Raw genomic sequence first — 17,972 nt, 5'->3', positions numbered from 1 at the left:
CCTACCTCATCAGGGCAATATTCCCGCTCTTATTCAAACTGTCACCATTGCCGAATTTCACTTTCATCTGATAGGCATAGATACCGGTATTCACCGGGTCACCTTTGTATTCTCCATTCCAGCCGGCCGATTGGTCAGTCGAGGAGAATATTTTATTTCCCCAGCGATCATAGATAATGAGTTCAAACTCCTTCACATCGCCTCCGTAAATCTGAAAGAAATCATTATTCCCATCGTTATTCGGTGAGAATGCAGTTGGAATATAAAACGCGCCCGCAGGGTTCACCGGCGGAGGGGGCGGCGGAGGGGGCGGAGTAGTAATAGAATCGAGGACAAAGTGCGCAACGATACTGTCGCTGGCCGCCAGTATTACAGTTACAGCCGAATCGAGCGTATCCGTTTGAATCACATTGGGAAGGGCAAAATTCTCCCAGTGGCTGAAAACGTAGCCAGAATTTGCAGTTGCAAGCAGACTCTGCGTGGGGCCACCCAGGAATGTTCCTGACCAGGAGAACGCAGTATACAGCGTGGAATTCAGCTGAATATTTCCAGAGTTGGGAGGATCCACATTCAGTACCAGACGATAAGGACCGGACAACGGACCGAAATCGTCAGAACAATCCGGATCAAGAAACGCGTTAAAAAGCAACTGGCAACGGTTCGCAATAAAACTGCGTAAGGCGCTCACATTGTTGTTCCATGAAGCTACACTTCCGCCCCAACGTTGAATCTGACGAGGCATTTCGGGAGTGATCACCTGTACCATACTATCCAGGATCGCCAACGCCCTTGTGCAACTCAACCCATTATTAAGCAGATCAATGTACCGGTTAACATAATATGATTTGAAGGTCTGACTCTCGCTTAAAAGTTTGTTCAGTACCGGAACGTGTCCATTCCCACCGGGATCGCCCAAATCATTGGGATCACACGGGAGTGCCGTAGAATCCTGAGATGGTATGCTGGTATAATTGATATAATGCCCCCAGGTAGCATCCAGATCCCACAATGTATATCTCCATTTCTTGTGATTCCCGGCCGGATTCAAACCTCTCCACCATGCTGTATTCCAGTTGAGCCAGTCAGCACATGTGGAATACGAACCCATAATGAAATAGTCGCAAAGTGATTTGAGATTATAGAGACTGTCAACATAATTGTAATTTGCCGCTACGCCCATATTATTCGACATAATAAAATTCACCAGATTGTTCCAAGCTGGAATCGCATTGGGCGAACCGTATTCCTCCCAGGTCCAACCCCAGCACTTTATAAACTGCAGATTGGCGGCATTTTGATTAAAATAGTAATCAGTAAAATCATGATCATCCACTTTCTCTCTGTAATCGTACACTCCCCAGTATTGTCCGTTGATGTACACTACACAAAAAGCGGATGTGCGCTCATCCATATGCATGTGTGCGAGCTGTGAAAGCGTGTGAGCATAGGCATCGCGCACGTGTGCCCCTCCCGGTGAAGTAGGCGGATTGGACGGAGCAAAGGGGTAGTTATCATTTGCCCCAGCTTTGATGATAATACGCTGAAATTCTGTTCTTGGTTTGTTGGAGAAAATCTGATCGGTCAATGCATAATTGTACCCGTGCTCATCGCGTGAAACAAAGTCAATGCCCCGCTGATTGTATGCCCAGGAATCATTGCCGTGTTCATTCGTTTCTCCCTGCGTCTCTGTTTTGATGAGACCTGTTTTATCAAAATACTCCAGGCCGGCAATTGCTGTAATGCTATTCCCATTGAGTAGTGTCTGAACCTGGTCACCAAATATGGAGAGAACAGGAATAGTATGCGAAGAATTAATAAAATAGGTATTGCTCTCCACAAAACTGGCCGGCGTATTAGGAGTCGAACTAAAGGCCCTGGCCCGTAAAACCGTTGTAGCAGAAATATTGATCGGTCCGGTATAAGCGGTAGAGCTGGCTGTAGGCATGTTCCCGTTTGTAGTGTAACGAATGGTCACATTGGGGTCTGGACACGTAATTGTAACTGACTGTGCTGACCCATAAAAGCCTGCGGTCACATTCATACCTGGTCTTGTAACATAATCAGACTGTGCGCCGGCATTCGCAGCGTTGGGTGTTGGCGTTATAAAAACAGACCATGTGGCAGCCCCATTCGTAGTTCTCCCCCTGGAATGATTCGTCTGTGTCCGCTTCATGGTTAGCGAATCCAGGATAACACCGGAAGGATTCGCAAGCACTATTTCCTCTGGTTTACATTGCGTCAATTTGAAATTGGCATGAAGCGTTCCGGTCTGAATATTTCTTCCGGAGCACCAAATCCGCACTACTCCGTTCGCGCCAATCGTGCCTCCGTTGATCATCCATTTGGTGGGATTGTTTGCATTATCACTTAAATAGTAACCAACGAGTGAGACAGAGGATGAGCCGGGATTGTAGATCTCTACCCAATCCGAATTGTCACCAAAGTTATCCGTGGTCTGGCTGACATTGGAGGCTGAATATTCATTGATCATAAGTTGCTGGCACCATACAGAATCCGGGATGGACAGGAGGAGAAGCAGCGAAAGGAGGGAAATTATGCGCATGGCAGAAAGATTGTCTTCTTTACAATCACTAATTTACACATATAAACAGGCGCATCCAAAATGAATGATTAACCTGCCGGTGTTGATTTCCGCAAAGGATGGGGCTTTTCAGAGGGTATTAAGCGTAACTTCTTGATATTCAACTAGTCAATATTGTATTTATTTCCTGGCAACCTAAAACGTTCCTTCTTGAATCGGTCTTCTTTCCGGTAAATGAAGTTGTATTTTAGTCCGACTGTGTACATAATGTCCATAATCTCCACCTTCACATTCTCCGTAACAGGAGAAAGTCTAAATCTGAAATCTCCGAAGAGGCTAAGGTCACTGATTTTCCGTTCAAGGGCGATTCCAAAATTTGCGCAAAACCGAATCAACCGGGTACTGCTTCCGGGTGTCACAAAAAACGGTGTGATTCTGTTTTCGCCCACGCCGGTATAGGTTGCATTCCAGGTTTTAACGGACATCCCGGTAAAAGCATAAAAAGAGGATGGTCCACCCTGAAACTGGTTACCAAAACTCACCAGAGCGTCATAGTCACGCGCTGAGACATTGACCCAGGCCGCAGAAACATCATAGGAGAAAAGGTGGTTATATTCCAGTACAAAACTCACAAAACCGCAAGAAGGGAAATGAGCCCGCGCAATAAATCCCGGCTTGAGTCCGTCGTCTTCCTTTGAAAAATCATTCGCGGAGAAGGATAATCCACCAGACAAACCCAAGACACATTTACCGGGCGCAGGCTCAAAAAAGTTGCCTCCCGCGAAGCCCGGAAAAAAAATCATAAGCAAAACACTAAAGACCACCTCTCGCATAACCCAAAGATATGCATGAAACATCGAAATTCAAAGTCCTGATATCTAAGACGATATGAATTGTTTTTGTACAAACCAGTTATCCAGGAAAAGCAGCCAGTTATCGTCGAAATACGACCAGTTATGGTTAACCGGCATCCAGCAGATCAGAAGAGTCGAAATTCGTAAGGTGAGAGAGGCTTTTACAACTACAGCAAAGATGTTCTATGATCCGTCGATGAATCTTTTGAAGATTATAATCACAGAAGGCGCTCACCTGGAAATTGACGACATACGGAATCATTTTCTGGTTTCCGAGCGACTAACGGAAGGCCGGAAGGCGCTGGTACTATTTGACGCAAGAGCTACCTACTCCATTACTGCGGAGGCGCGTGACGAGGCTGCTGCATTGTCCGGAAAATCACGGATTGCCACTGCTATCGTGACCTCCAATCCGCTCAGCCGATTTATTGCCAGCCTCTATATCCGGATCAGCAGGCCTTTGGTACCCACAAAAATTTTTGAACGGGAGGATGTTGCTCAGAAATGGCTGGAATTGCATCGTTGAAGATGTTATGTCAGCGAAAAAATCGCAGTTCTTCTACTCATTTTTCTGCATCCGGCCTGGCGTGATTTTTGATATTTTTGCTGGGACAATGAAAGCCATTTTACTCATTTTCTTTCTTCCGCTAACCCTGTTGTCGCAGGGCTTCGACATCCGCGGAAAGATCCACGGCTGGAAGGATACCACCTTTCTTTTCGGGCATTACTATGCAGACAAGAACGTTGTGAAGGACACCCTGCGGCTGGATCATAAAGGAGAATTTGTTTTCAAGGGAGGCAAGACCTGGCCGGGTGGAATTTACCTGATCGTGGCGCCCAATAAAAAATTCTTTGAAATCCTTATTGATAAGCAACAAAAATTCAGTATTGAGACAGACACATCTGATTATGTAGGTCAGATGAAAATCAAGGGTTCTGACGACAACGAAGTATTTTATAAATATCTGCGGTATCTGGCACCCCGGGGGAAGGAAATGGAAAAGCTGAAGAAGGATATGGAGATTGCGAAAACTGATACAGCGGCAGCGGGCAAAGTACGGCGCAGGATGGCCGAAGTAGAAAAGGAAGTGAAGGCATATAAGCTGCAGTTCATTAAGGACAAGCCGGAGTCTTTCCTGGCAGTGATTTTCAAGGCATCGCAGGATCCGGAAATTCCTCCCACCCCCATTCTTCCCAGCGGAAGAAAAGATTCCACCTTTCCCTACCGCTATTATAAAGCCCATTACTGGGATAACATTCCACTGAATGATGATCGTATGCTGCGAACCCCGCTTTTTCATCCCAAACTTAAATTCTGGTTTGAGAAAATGATGGCCCAGATTCCGGATAGCATTGTCAAGGAATCTAAAAAGCTCATAGCAGCAACGAATGGCAATAAGGAAATGTTCAAGTATCTGGTATACTATGTGACGTTCACCTATGAATCCTCTCAGGTAATGGGAATGGATGCCGTGTTTGTGGAAATGGTCAATTCGTATTACAAAACCGGACAGGCTTTCTGGGTGGATTCAACACAGCTGAAAAAAATCTCTGATCGTGCCAACACGCTGGAGCCGCTACTCTTAGGAAAAAAGGCTAAGAACCTGGTGCTGCCGGACACCTCTGGTCACCTGATGAAGGCGCTTCATGATGTAAAAGCAAAATATACCGTGCTGTTCTTTTGGGAGCCCAGTTGCGGCCATTGTCAGAAAGAAGCCCCCAAACTATTGGCCTTTTATGAAAAAAATAAACAGAAGGGAGTAGAAATCTACGCTGTAAATATCGATTCCAATAAAGAGGAATGGACGGAATTTATCCGGAAAAATAATCTTCACTGGCTCAATGTGGCGAATTTATTTCACCATTATTACCTGCGGGAAATCTTTGATATATACTCTACACCCGTTATTTACCTGCTCGATGAAAATAAGATCATCAAAGCAAAAAGACTGGGGGTGGATCAGCTGGAAGGATTTATTGATCACCTCGAAAAGGAGCGTCTGCGCACTGAGAAAAATAAGCCTAAGTAACAGGCGGTTTGGGTTTTTGCCCCTCCTCTGCCTTATAGATCACCGCGAAAATAAAAAGGAGAATTGCCGACGAAATGAATATAACCAGCAGGGTTTTAAGCGATTTATTGAATACATCCTCCACCTCCCACCAGTCCCAAATTGCCCCTACTGCCATTACGGTGAAAGCCAGTACCATCACTGTGAGGACACCAGCCGCTATCTTTCGTATATTACTCATCTGATTTTTTATTAATATTGTACCCGTAAATATACTGATTATGAACCAAATCCTTTCCCCCCGAAACCTCTTCATTGCCGGCGTAGTTATTTTGGCCGGAATGACAAGACTCCTGGATCACCCGTTCAACTTCACCGCTATTGGTGCCATGGCTCTTTTCGGAGGTGCGGCATTCTCGGACCGCCGAATGGCGCTCGCCGTTCCGGTTCTGGCTATGTTTGTGACCGACCTGATTCTCGGATTCCACAACACCATGGTCTATGTTTACGCCTCCTTCATTGCCATTGCTCTGATCGGAATGATTATATCCCGGCGCAGAAGTTTCGGTGCCATTGCAGCAGGAACCCTGACCTCCTCGGCTCTTTTCTTCCTCGTAACCAATTTTGGTGTCTGGATGAACGGCGGCCTTTATACTCCTGACTTTTCCGGTCTTGTTGAGTGTTACATTGCGGGCCTTGCCTTTTATGATCATTCCTTTTTTGGCAACCTGGGTTTGAACACCCTGATGGGAGATATCTTCTTTAACGGCATCCTTTTCGGTGCGCTGGCGTTGGCGGAACGAAAATTTCCTGCTCTCGCAAAAGTCAGATCTTAGAATTTTTTTAGCTGGTCGGTACTGAAAGTCCATTCCGGTGTCTCTATTTGAGTGCCCGATTCTTTAACGGAATACCAAGGCGAAATATCTTCCCGGTTTGGATTTTTTAACAAATGAATTTGCTGCGCAGGCATATAACTTTGCGCGATCATAAAATAACGCTCATCACCCGGTCCTTCAGCAACGTCCAGCACCAGCACAGCATGGCCCGGCGACCCACCAACAATCAGCACATCTCCAGGAAGTACTTCCCTGACATTTGCAGGCCGGAGTTCCTTATTCAGCGAAAGAGATCCCGCGTAAGTGAAAATGTTTTGCAGGTAGGCCGTGAAGTTGGCCCGATCCGATCCCTTCGGATGTCCAGAAGTGAATGTAACCTTTCCTCCTTTCACTACAGGCCGTTTCCCCGCCATCCAGTCGCTAAAAGTAATGGTGTGTCCACTGGTATAATTGAAATGGATATCACTGTACATTCCCCGCGAATACAGGTATTCCGCCCTTAGCCGAATTACCGCATCAGCGCATTGCTGCAAATCAAACTTTCCTACATCAATATTGATTACAGCTGCGTGAGCCAACTGATTCCACTTTTCCCTGCCGTCAAAAAGCAGCACCGCCGGATGACCAGGAAAAAGAGGCAGGTGGCGAAGCCAATCGCCAAATGAACCACTCTCGCAGACGACTCTTTTTGTGCCTGGCGGAACCTGTATTCTTTTCCGGACGGAATTCGTGTCCAGATAGGTTTCGCTCATCCAGGTGTACTTGTTTTCATTCACATAGCCCAAAAAGGAACTGTCCAACGGAGCAGAAACAGGTAGTGTGAAATGTGTTTCGCTCCGTGGAGTGTGGGAGCCGCAGGCAGCTATCAGGATAAATGGAATCGCTCCCCAGCTTCTCATTCTCACTTAAGAGAAATCTTTACATTGTAATTTCCGGAATTTTTATCGCTGTACACCGTTTCGTAAATAGAAATATACAGCATCCCTGCAGCAGGGGCAGGGCCGAGAAATCTGGCACCAGCTTTCATAGTAGTGCCGGTTTCGCCCACACGAAAAACAACATTGCCGTAAGCGGGATAGATCCCGCCCGAATTCGGATTATCGTCCATACCCTCCTGCCCAGTATTTCCGGCCGCAGGTGTCACGGAACCATCCGGCTTGTACTTATTTCCTGAAAGACTTTGCAGCGTGATTTCTCCAGAAGCGTAAATAGAAAATTTCTGTCCGGCCTTCAACATAATTCCGGTTTTCAGCCATCCCCCGGTGTTGTTAGAACTAATGTGCTTAGAGGCCAGCAGGGTAAATGACTTCTCGTTGCCGTCACCCGGAATATTAAGCACCTCAATTTCAAGAATCTGGTCCTTTTGAATCGACTGCGGGCTCGTACTGTGCGGCGTTTTCAGATCAATCTTTGAGAATTCGAATATTCCTCCCATAGTATACAAAAAATCAATTGTTACTACATCGCGTGTACTGTAACTGTCACTCACATGATAGCTGCTCATTAGCTGCTGCAGAACGTCTTCCGCAGTGAAGTCAGAGTATTCAGATGATTCATAATTACCTGAATAAATCAGATCCGAAATCACAGGAATGGCGCCAATCGGTAATCCAGCCAGTTCCTCCGCTGCAGCTTTCCTCATTTTTTCATCTGAGTTTTTTAACTGAGTAATCAGGTTATGGACCTTTTGCTCGATATCCTTAGCCGGAATGATTCCCACTTTTATAGAACTTACACTGCGGAGGGGAATAACCAGTTTTCCGTAATCCGTAACCAAGGTCACGGAAGTTAGCTTGGCAGTACCTGTCATGATATCACCATTTCGAAGGTAAAGCTTGATTTCCGGATCACCTGCTGCACTGAAGCAAAATCCAGTTACCGTCATCAGGACGGCCAATAACGTAGTTCTCATGCTAAGATGTTTAACGATTCACTGCCGCCTCATAGTCGGCCGGATTAATCGCCACATCATTTTTATAATAAATGATCTGGCCGAATTTAAATTCAACTTTCCTGTAAACGGTGGCGTCCGAATCGGTAATGATCACCACCTCCGAAATTGTCTTATAACCATCACTCTGAGGAGGAACTTCGTAACGTCCGGGACCTCCGTACTTGGCGGTCATATCGGTGAATCGCTTTTTTCTGGCCTTTTCGTACTCTGCATCGGTCTGATAGGTGTTATCCTTGGGTTTCACCGGATCGTTGCCTCCTTTCAGGAACGCATCACACTGAGCAATCCTTTCTTTTGGATATTGCTCTACCGGCTGCAGGGATAATGCCTGGCCGTACAAGATTTTGGCCTTATTCCAGTTGCGCTCCCCGAAAAGTTTATCTGCTTCTTTGATGAGTCGCAGGTATTCCTTTATGGCCATATCCTTCTCCATATTAATCTGCTTGTCTTTCAACAAGGCATCGATTTCCTTGATTTTTCCTGCCGGATACTTTTCTTCCGGCTTTACATCCAGAGCGGCCTGATAATAACTGCGGGCATCCGTATAGCGTCCCTCCTTGAAGGCTTTATCTCCCTGAATAATATATCCATTATACTCTTTGAATTTCGGATCGGCATTTGCCAGCATTTGATCACACTTGCCAATCATCAGTGGTGGATATGTCTGAGTGGGAAATATATTTTTCGCCTCTTCGTACTTCATACGCGCATTCACATAATCCTTCTTGGCGAAGAAAATATCACCCGCATCAACCGCTGCCTTATACTTGTCATTCAGTTCCTTTTCGGCTTTGAGCTTGTCCTGTTCGGATTTGAGCTTATCGAGTATAGCATTAATTTCAGTGATCTTATCCTTCGGATACTTTTCTTCCGGCTGTAATCCGGAGGCCTCAGTGTATTTATTCAACGCGTTAGTCCAGTCCTGCTTCTTATAAAGCAGATCAGCATCTTTAATGAGCTGCTCATACTTCTTCCTGTTCATGCCTATCAGTTTCTCGATTTCAGCCAGTCTATCCTTGGGATATTTCTCCTGAGGTTTGTAACCAAGCGCTTCCTCATAGAATTTTCTTGCCGTACCGTATTCTTTTGCGTCAAAATTGGAATTGCCGTTTTTAACCGCCAGATCATATTTTGCCTGCAGATCTTCCGCCCCTTTCTTCTTTTCTAATTCCTTCCTGCAGAGTTCGATCTGTGCCGGGGGATATTTTTCAGCAGGCTTAAGTCCATTGGCCCTGGTATAAGCAGTAATGGCATCTTCAAACTTTGCTCCTTTAAAGAAGCCATCTCCCTCTTTGATTGCTGCCAAATAATCCTGCTCCAGCTTGTTATTCTTATTCCATTCTCCGATTCGCACATTACACAATGCGATTTGATCAGCGGGATATTTCTCAGCAGGCATATATCCCTGCGCCTCTTTATAAACCGTAATGGCATCTGCGTATTTGTTCGTCCCAAAGAGCACGTCTGCCTTCTTGATTGCGTTATCGTATTTTGTTTTCAGATCATTCGCATTTCTGATTTTGTCAAGTTCTGATTTACACACTATTATTTGGTCCGAGGGATACTTCTGTCCCGGCTTAAATCCCAGCGCCTTATTATACGCATCCATCGCCTCCTGCCACTTTTTATTCTGAAAATGTCCATCACCCTCCTTCAGTGCGAGTTCATACTTCGCTTCCATGTCCTTCTGATTCTTCATCTTGTCCAGCTCAACCTTACAAAGGCTGATCTGCACGGGAGGATATTTTTCAAGGGGTTTAATCCCGGAAGCTTTGGTATAAGCAGTTATTGCATCTCCGAAATTACCAGCTTTGAATAAATTATCCCCCTCTTTCACGGCTGCATTATACTTTTCGTTTAACTCATTCTGGGAACGAATCTTATCCAGTTCTTGGTTACATAATGCGATCTGTGAGGTAGGATAAGGTGCGCCTGGCTTATAAGAAAGTGCATCCGTATAGGCAGCAATAGCGTCATCCCAACTCTTCCCTTTGAAGGCATTGTCGCCCTTGAGCACAGCAGCATCATATTTGGCCTGGAGCTCCTTGGCGTCCTTCAGTTTATTAAGCTCCGTATTACAAAGATCAATCTGCGTCTGGGGATATGTTTCCCCTGGTTTTATTCCAAGCGCCCTGGTATAGGCCGAAACAGCGAGTTCATATTTTTTCAACTTAAACGCGTCATCCCCTTCTTTGATTGCTGCATTGTATTTTGCCAGAATATCTTTCTGAGCTTTGATCTTTTCCAGTTCAGCTTTACAAAGTCCAATCTGGTCGGCAGGGTATTTCTCGCCTGGTTTAATTCCGAGCGCTTTTGAGTAAGCCGTAACTGCATTGTCCCACAGGGAGGCTTTAAACGCATTATCTCCCTCCTTTACAGCTGCATCATACTTTTCCTGCAAATTCTTCAGGGAATGGATCTTGTCCAGTTCCAGTTTAGCCTTAGTGATCTGGTCCGTGGGATACTTCTCCCCCGGTTTGATCCCGAGGGCTTTTTGGTATGAAGTAATCGCATTTTCCCACTGAGATCCGCTGAAGGCGGCATCGCCTTCTTTAATGGCGGCAGCGTATCGCTCTTGAGAATCCTTAATTTTATCAAGTTCCGCATTGCAAAGACTTATCTGACCCGCTGGATACGATTCCCCCGGTTTAAGGTTCAGTGCTTTGGTATACCCTGTGATCGCCACTTCCCACTTTTTCAGTTTAAATGCATCGTCTCCTTCCTTTATGGCTGCATTATACTTCTCCAACAACTCCTTTTCGCCCTTTAATTTGTCCAGTTCGGTTTTGCAGAGGTCAATCTGGCCTGTGGGATAAGGTTCGCCTGCTTTCAGGGCCAGCGCTTTCTTATATCCTACCATCGCAGCGTCCCACTTTTTCAATTTAAACGCATCATCCCCTTCCTTGACAGCCGCGTTATATTTCAACTCAAGATCCTTTTGCGATTTGAGTTTTTCGAGTTCAGCTTTACAAAGTCCGATCTGATCCGTAGGGTATTTTTCGCCAGGTTTCAGACCTAAAGCTTTGCCATAGGCAGTGATCGCATTGTCCCACATGGAAGCTTTGAATGCATCATCTCCTTCCTTAATCGCCGCATCGTATTTCGCCTGAAGGTCCTTCCCTGCCTTTTCTTTATCCAGTTCCTTCTGACAAAGAAGGATTTGATCTTTCGGATATTTTTCTCCTGCTTTAAGCTTGAGTGCTTCCTCATAATTGGACTTCGCATTTGCCCAGTCCTTTGATTTAAAAAATCCGTCCGCTTTAAGAATAAATCCTGTATACTGCTTCTCCACCCCGTCTTTGACCTCTTCCTTTGCAATCAGATCTAATTGATCTTTGGGATACTTTTCATTGGGTTTCAGCCCCAGCGCATCATTATAGCCTGCTTTGGCACTATTCCAGTCTCTCGCTTTGAAGCCATCATCTCCTTTTTTAAGCGCTGCGAGATATTTGTTTTCAAGTTCCGTTTGTTCCTTTATTTTAGTCTGGCAAAGAACAATCTGATCCTTCGGATACTTTTCAGTCGGGATAAAGCCGAGAGCTTTAGTATATGAACTCATTGCATCCTGGTATTTCCCTGCTTTAAAAAACTCATCTCCTTCTTTCACTGCAGCGTCATATTTCTGCTTAGCCTCTGCATTGAGTTTGTTTTTTTCGATCTCCTTATTGCATAATTCGATTTGGTCTTTGGGGTATTTTTCAGTTGAAACCAGTCCCAGCGCTTCTTCATATTTCGATTTAGCACCTATCCAATCGGAAGCCTTAAACAATCCGTCGGCAACCTTGATGATCGCAAGGTATTTTTCAAAAAGGGCTTTGCGGTTATTTTCCTCCTGTATTTTCTTCTTTGTGTCTTCAACCTTCGCAATCAGTCCGGCATCTCCCGGATTAATATTGAGCGCATTCTGATACTGGCCAAGCGCATCATTGAACTTTCCCTGGCTATAAAGGGTATTTCCTGCATTTACATAATTCTGAAATTGGGCGTCCTGATAGGCTTTATCAGACTTCTTTTTCTCAAGATCTTCCTGAATTTTCAGCAGTTCCTTTAGCTTTTTCTTAACCTCTGCCGCATACTTGGCATCAAAATCAAAATCCTGTGCCGAAGGAACGTAAACAAACTTCCCCATTGGTTCCGACAGAAGATCATTGATCTTGGCAACCACGTTCGGATCCGGAGGCATTTCGAACAGATCCACATCTATGGGCTGATTTGAGAACCCGTATTTGGCCCGGTCCGGAGGTACGTTCTTTGTAGATATAAATATTTTCTTGGTGATAAATCCGGCCTTGGTGAATGACAATATATACTCGTGGTCCGGATCAAGAACAAATGTGTATTTGCCATTCTTTTTTGTGACTACCTGTCCGCTTTGTGAGCCATCTTTATAAAGTGTTACAACCGCACCTTCCAGATTAAGTGCTTCGTTATTGGCTGTGACCTTGCCATTCACCACATAGTTCCACTGGCCAAAGGCCGTGGCGCTGAATAAAAACAACAGGGAACATAAAAAACGGATCCGGAATCTGTTCGTCATAGAAATAAGAATACCTTCGAAACAGGCTCTTTTGCAAAAAGCGTTCCGAAGACCTTAATTTACCACCAAATATCGTCATTTTTAGGCAATTAGGTCCCAGATAGTGGTTGTATTTTGAACAGCCTCTCCGGGCTCCAAGAATCTGAAAATCTGCCAAATACGACAATCTCTTTTGATAAACTACCTTCCCGGGAATGCCGGAGGGTCAGATACCTCTTATAGTTCAAAACAGGATGGAATTCCTTCAACATAACTTCAGGAAAGCACGGAACCCGGTTCTGCCCGCCTGCAGGCTGCACACCGGTGATAAAAGAAATCTTAATTTTATCCAAACAACCATCATGAAACACCATCTTCCCCTTTTCATCTTGATTCTGGCGGTTGCCGGAATGACGGCACAGAAAAAGGAATCCGGCGACCGTTCTTTTGCGAAAGGAAATCAGCTGATGGACGGAGGTTTTGGGCTTGCCTTTTTCGGAAACTCAGAAATCACCTGGAAAAACCCGAACGGGCCGCATGAAACCGATAAAGACACGGTGGGGTCATTCATTTTCCCTGTAAGATACCAGTACGGCATTCTGGACTGGCTCGGTGTGGGCGGTATGCTTCGTTTTCACAATTACATTGAAGGGGACAAAGATTCCACGAACGAAAGAGCCGTTGGTTTTGATATTGGCCTGCGTACGGAGGCACATTACCTGAGAACCCGCAGACTTGATTTCGGTGTAGGACTCGGATTCGGGTTTTCGCGTGGCGACTGGCGTTGGAATGATGGCAGCGATGTGCATGTTTACGGTTCAGGTACGCATATGGATCTTGATTTCATTTTTCGCTTTTATTTCTCTGATCATTTTGGGATGAATGCGAGTTACGGGCGTATTTTCCAGACCTATCCGAATGTTGTAGGTGAAAATACGAACGGATGGAGGGAGGAGTATGACTTTCGTTTCCGGGGCGGAAGCTGGTTAATCGGCATTCATGTGAAATTCTGATGTCATTACTAAAACGGGGAGGTGATCCTTTTGCTGCCCTAAGAAAAAAGGATTTCAGTTTTTATTTTTCAGCGCGATTCTTTCTCACGCTCGGCATTCAGATGCAGAGTACCGTGGTGGGATGGCACATTTACAAACTAACGGCGGATCCGCTTGCTATCGGTTTACTGGGCGCTGCTGAAGCGATACCATTCATCTTCTTTTCATTCTTTTCAGGTCCGCTGGCGGACCGATACAACAGGAAACATCTGGTGCTCATTAATTATTTATTGTTGGGAGGTCAGGCTCTCTTCCTGTTATTCATTTCTATGAATAACTCCGCGTTAATCGGGCAAAACGGACTTTGGCTTTTATACTTCGCTATTATATTATGGGGCATTATCCGCGCCTTTATCGGTCCGGCCTATCAGGCCTTGCTAGCACAAACAGTTCCTAAAGAAATCATGGGAAATGCAACCACATGGAGCAGTTTTATCTGGCATGTTGCCGCCATCTTGGGACCTATGGTGGGTGGGGTGCTTTGCATCTTCTACTCCTTTTCTCAGGTTTATGCCGTTAATATTCTGTTCATCCTCCTTTCACTTTCACTTTTTCTGATTATTCGGCCCAGAGTGGTTGAACCATCTCCGCGGGGAGAATCGATAATCAAGAGTCTGGAAACCGGAATTCGGTTCGTGATCGGAAACAAAGCCATGTTCGGCGCGATTTCCCTTGATATGCTGGCCGTACTTTTTGGTGGTGCTGTTGCCATGCTTCCGGTATTCGCCGACAGGGTGATTCTTTCCGAAATGGAAACAGCCGCTGAACTGGGCTTTTTACGCGCTGCTCCTGCGGCGGGCTCAGTCCTGATGTCGGCATTCCTTGCATTTTTTCCACCGTTCCGTAATGCAGGAAGAAATCTGCTGGTAAGTGTATTCATATTCGGAATTCTAACAGTGGCTTTCCCCTTCTCCGAGAACCTGTGGTTATCCTGCGGTATCTTATTCATGATAGGGGCATTCGACAATATCAGTGTGGTCATCCGGCACACAATCATTCAGGTACTTACGCCCGACGATATGAGAGGACGGGTTTCTGCTTTCAACGGAATATTCATTGGCTCCTCTAATGAAATCGGCGCACTCGAATCAGGTCTTGCTGCCACCTGGATGGGATTACGCCCAAGCGTTGTTTTCGGAGGCCTAATGACGATGATAATTGTAGTCGGTATGGGATGGTATTCCACCGCTCTGCGAAAGCTTGATCTTCGCAAGGAAACGTCCTGATAAATTTACCTATATTGCGGAATGGGAGAAAAGGAATCCAAACATCCCTTGCAGGTTCGTTTCTTTAAAAAACTGAAAGACGGACTTCCAGACCATATTTCGCTTGTCAATGTACTCGCAGATATTCTGTCTGTTAGCACAGACGGCATCTACCGGCGGTTGCGCGGAGAATCCGAAGTAAGCATGGATGAATTATTTACGATTTGCAGGCATTTCAAAGTATCGCCTGAAGCCATGGTTGGTGATGAAAGTTCCACCGCCTCTTTCTCTTTTTCTCCTCTTTCAAGAAAAGAGAAACAATTCGATGAATACTTTCGAGGGTTATACCAGCAAACCGCTCACATTGCTGCTATTCCCGGCCATCAGATGTTCTTTACTGCAGAAGAAACGCCCATTTTTCACTTCTTTAATTATCCCTCCATTACTGCATTTAAAATCTATTACTGGAATAAATGTGTACTTAACGCTCCGGAGTATGCGGAGAAAAAATTTGAGCCGTGCGCAGTTGATCCTGCGCTGGTTGCAGTGGCCAAACAACTGTATGATGCGTACAACAAGGTTAACTGCACGGAAATCTGGAGTGAAAAAACCATCGTTGGCGTACTAAAGCAATTTGAATATGTTCTGGAAACAGGGAACTTTGCGAGTCGAATGGAAGCCAGACGGGTACTGGATGAGATTGATGCCATGATGAAACACATAAGGAAAATGGCTGAGGTGGGATATAAATTCGACCCTCATCTTCCGTCCCGGAATCCGGAAGGAGCCTTTACAATGTATCAGTTGGATATTCTCATGGGGAATATTACAGTGTTCATCAAAGCCGGTGAGTTTCGCCAGGTATACATCGCTTTCCACTCATTCAATACGCTCTCCACTTTTCATCCCATACTGGCCGCGGAAACAGAAAGCTGGCTGCAAAATATGATCAAGAGAGCAACCCTTATCAGCGGCAGCGCCGAAAAACAGAGGGAGCAGTTTTTTGCCGCAGCGTCAAGAGAGATTGGCTTCACCCGGGCAAAGCTGGATAAGTACGTCTTCTGATTAGTATAATTCGTAGGAATAGATATGGTGGCTGTAATGCACACCGGCCGTGTTCTCTTCAAATGATCTCATTTCACTGATCCTGTTTTCGGCATTATAAACATAGTTTTTCTGTATATACGGCTTTTTGTCCTGTACTCTTTCCTCACTGAGGAGCTGTCCCTCTTCATTCCAGATATAAATTTCCTTTACTTCCAGCACCGCCTTCTTCCCTTTTCTTACTCCAGCCAGCAGAGATACTATTTCTTTCCGGCCGGTACCATATGTAACGTCTGCTGTACAAACCAGCGAATCCTGCACTCCTGGAATCCAGGTCATCCAACCTGCTACCCTGCCTAAACTATCCGTCCGGAAGGTTGTACGCTCGCGATGACCGTTTTCCGTTTTTGTCTCCATAATCATTACACCGGCTGTATCAAAAACCTGCTCCACGAGAAGGAATGTGTCGGGTTTAGGATTTGCTTTCGTATAATTCAGCCGTACTCTTCTGTAATGCCTGATTCCCGGTTCGGGGTAAGTGTAAATCTGTGTATAAATCACCTTGTTGAGCACCGTGTTTAAGACCTCCGCAGAGAGCACACGACCCGCAGAATCATATTGAAATGTGGTTTGTTGATTTTTGTAAAAGTCAATGCTCAACGTAGGCCGACCGGAGGTGTCGAATTCAGTTTGACTGATCACCATTTTCTTTAGCTCGAACTTATCACTGACACTCGTGACACGTTCAGACCGAATGCCTTTTCGAACCTGCTCCTGAGGGATTTTTCCGGTTAGCACCGTTCCGGATGATTTCCTGACAATAAGAGTGCCATTGCTTTGCTGACCGAAACCGAGTGCGGTTGTCAACAATAAGGCCGCACAGATCCAATCACGCATACCAGGTAATAACGTAAAAAATCCGGTTTGGTTACACTCAGTCCTCGTGTCCGGGGTGAGGTTGCCCTCCTCCCTTTTTCCACAACTCCTCCATTTCTTCCTGAGCTTTCTTCACGGAATCAGAGTAAATCCGGGTGCCCAACCTGTCCAAATCAGGTTGACCAGCATTCACCCATGCAGTATACCAGATAGATCCAACCATCGCTACAGCATCCAGCATTCTTCGCTCTACCATTCCTTTGAGCATATCATGGTACGCTTTACTGAATTCAACACTATAAACTTTTACCATACTCCCCCCTCTGTCTTCAAATGAATATTTTTTATCCGGAGGGAAATCTGCCGTTAGTTTCTTTTCGAAGCCCAGCACCGAATCAACGGCCAGGTAGCTATTTCGCACCGCGTTCCATGAAGCCTTCAGGGGCTTTTCAATATATACTGCCCTGCCGGCAAGAAACTCATAAGATTCCGAATACAGCTCCGGAAGGCGTGACTCCCAAAAGGCATGAATCCCTTTCTGATCTGTTTTTTGTCCATTGTAATTGCTGGTAGTGTGCAGTGGCACATGTGCATCAGCAATGTAATGGCCAATGTCAGCTGAATAATGAAGTATCTCTTCTACATTTTCCTTTCTGAATGCGCTTGTCAACCGGTAAACCATAGTATTAATCCACCAGGGAACTATTCCGTGGGCCTTCAGGCTGTCTTCCCCGTATTTTTTCACTGCTACAGGCCAAAGCTCAGGAAGAGAATCAAAAGGAGAAGGACCGTAATGATCCGCATCAAGATAGTGCCGGGCGGCCTCGTCATTGACAGCATACCGGCGCTTGTCCGGATCTACCGCATGATCTGAGATAAAAGTGATGTGCTTCTTATAAAAACCGATCATGGAAGGCGGAAGGGTAAATACCGCCATTCGGTTAATCAGTTTATGTCCGTGGAAACCCCAGGCATAGGTCTCAGCGTCTGCCGCTGGTTTCCGCCATAAGAAAAGGAGTGCTAAAATGAATCCGGACAAAAAAAAGAACCTTGCTCCGTGCTTCATGCGGCAAAGATAAGGATT

At 45.5% G+C, this 17,972-nt stretch carries 14 protein-coding genes; 6 read left to right on the top strand and 8 right to left on the bottom strand.

Going from position 1 to position 17,972, the window contains the following annotated elements:
* Position 1: 1 nt before the first annotated feature.
* Together IT233_11935 and IT233_11930 are read right to left on the bottom strand one after the other, a co-directional pair.
* Entirely contained in the window at positions 2-2,563 is a 2,562-nt protein-coding gene (locus IT233_11935; protein ID MCC7303342.1) for a CotH kinase family protein, read from the bottom strand.
* Between the two features lie 143 nt (positions 2,564-2,706).
* Entirely contained in the window at positions 2,707-3,375 is a 669-nt protein-coding gene (locus IT233_11930) for a hypothetical protein (protein ID MCC7303341.1), read from the bottom strand.
* 55 nt (positions 3,376-3,430) lie between these two features.
* On the opposite strand from IT233_11930, the gene IT233_11925 reads away from it, so the two are divergent.
* Positions 3,431-3,922: a hypothetical protein gene (locus IT233_11925; GenBank protein ID MCC7303340.1), complete on the top strand. Its 492-nt coding sequence runs from the start codon at positions 3,431-3,433 to the stop codon at positions 3,920-3,922.
* A gap of 88 nt (positions 3,923-4,010) precedes the next feature.
* Positions 4,011-5,426 carry a redoxin domain-containing protein gene (locus tag IT233_11920; GenBank protein MCC7303339.1) on the top strand — a complete coding sequence of 472 codons (1,416 nt, stop codon included), beginning with the start codon at positions 4,011-4,013 and terminating at the stop codon, positions 5,424-5,426.
* On the opposite strand, the gene IT233_11915 is transcribed toward IT233_11920, so the two are convergent.
* Positions 5,419-5,646 (bottom strand): hypothetical protein, encoded by a 228-nt coding sequence (locus tag IT233_11915; protein ID MCC7303338.1) that lies wholly within the window; start codon positions 5,644-5,646, stop codon positions 5,419-5,421. The two genes, IT233_11920 and IT233_11915, sit on opposite strands and share 8 nt — an antisense overlap.
* 100 nt (positions 5,647-5,746) lie before the next feature.
* Between IT233_11915 and IT233_11910 the strand changes: the two genes are divergently transcribed.
* Positions 5,747-6,241 (top strand): hypothetical protein, encoded by a 495-nt coding sequence (locus tag IT233_11910; protein MCC7303337.1) that lies wholly within the window; start codon positions 5,747-5,749, stop codon positions 6,239-6,241.
* Here IT233_11910 and IT233_11905 read toward each other — a convergent pair.
* The 3 genes from IT233_11905 to IT233_11895 are packed head-to-tail and all read right to left on the bottom strand — an operon-like array spanning position 6,238 to position 12,732.
* On the bottom strand, positions 6,238-7,140 hold the full coding sequence (locus tag IT233_11905; protein ID MCC7303336.1) for a DUF4846 domain-containing protein: 903 nt from the start codon (positions 7,138-7,140) through the stop codon (positions 6,238-6,240). The two genes, IT233_11910 and IT233_11905, sit on opposite strands and share 4 nt — an antisense overlap.
* Before the next feature lie 2 nt (positions 7,141-7,142).
* A complete protein-coding gene (locus IT233_11900) occupies positions 7,143-8,153 on the bottom strand; it encodes a hypothetical protein (protein MCC7303335.1) in 1,011 nt (336 codons plus the stop codon).
* Positions 8,154-8,163: 10 nt separating this feature from the next.
* On the bottom strand, positions 8,164-12,732 hold the full coding sequence (locus IT233_11895; protein ID MCC7303334.1) for a hypothetical protein: 4,569 nt from the start codon (positions 12,730-12,732) through the stop codon (positions 8,164-8,166).
* Between the two features lie 341 nt (positions 12,733-13,073).
* Between IT233_11895 and IT233_11890 the strand changes: the two genes are divergently transcribed.
* The 3 genes from IT233_11890 to IT233_11880 are packed head-to-tail and all read left to right on the top strand — an operon-like array spanning position 13,074 to position 16,033.
* Positions 13,074-13,724: a hypothetical protein gene (locus tag IT233_11890; protein MCC7303333.1), complete on the top strand. Its 651-nt coding sequence runs from the start codon at positions 13,074-13,076 to the stop codon at positions 13,722-13,724.
* Entirely contained in the window at positions 13,724-14,989 is a 1,266-nt protein-coding gene (locus IT233_11885; protein MCC7303332.1) for an MFS transporter, read from the top strand. Before IT233_11890 ends, IT233_11885 begins: the two co-directional genes overlap by 1 nt.
* 21 nt (positions 14,990-15,010) lie before the next feature.
* Positions 15,011-16,033, top strand: a complete 1,023-nt coding sequence (locus IT233_11880; GenBank protein MCC7303331.1) for a hypothetical protein — start codon at positions 15,011-15,013, stop codon at positions 16,031-16,033.
* Here IT233_11880 and IT233_11875 read toward each other — a convergent pair whose 3' ends face one another.
* Positions 16,034-16,909 carry a hypothetical protein gene (locus tag IT233_11875; protein ID MCC7303330.1) on the bottom strand — a complete coding sequence of 292 codons (876 nt, stop codon included), beginning with the start codon at positions 16,907-16,909 and terminating at the stop codon, positions 16,034-16,036.
* 37 nt (positions 16,910-16,946) lie between these two features.
* Entirely contained in the window at positions 16,947-17,954 is a 1,008-nt protein-coding gene (locus IT233_11870) for a S1/P1 Nuclease (GenBank protein ID MCC7303329.1), read from the bottom strand.
* Positions 17,955-17,972 lie beyond the last annotated feature (18 nt).

This window comes from Bacteroidia bacterium (assembly GCA_020852255.1).
Classification (GTDB): domain Bacteria; phylum Bacteroidota; class Bacteroidia; order JADZBD01; family JADZBD01; genus JADZBD01.
The sequence above is the reverse complement of the archived record's forward strand: the minus strand, read 5'-3'. Positions and strand labels throughout refer to the sequence as shown.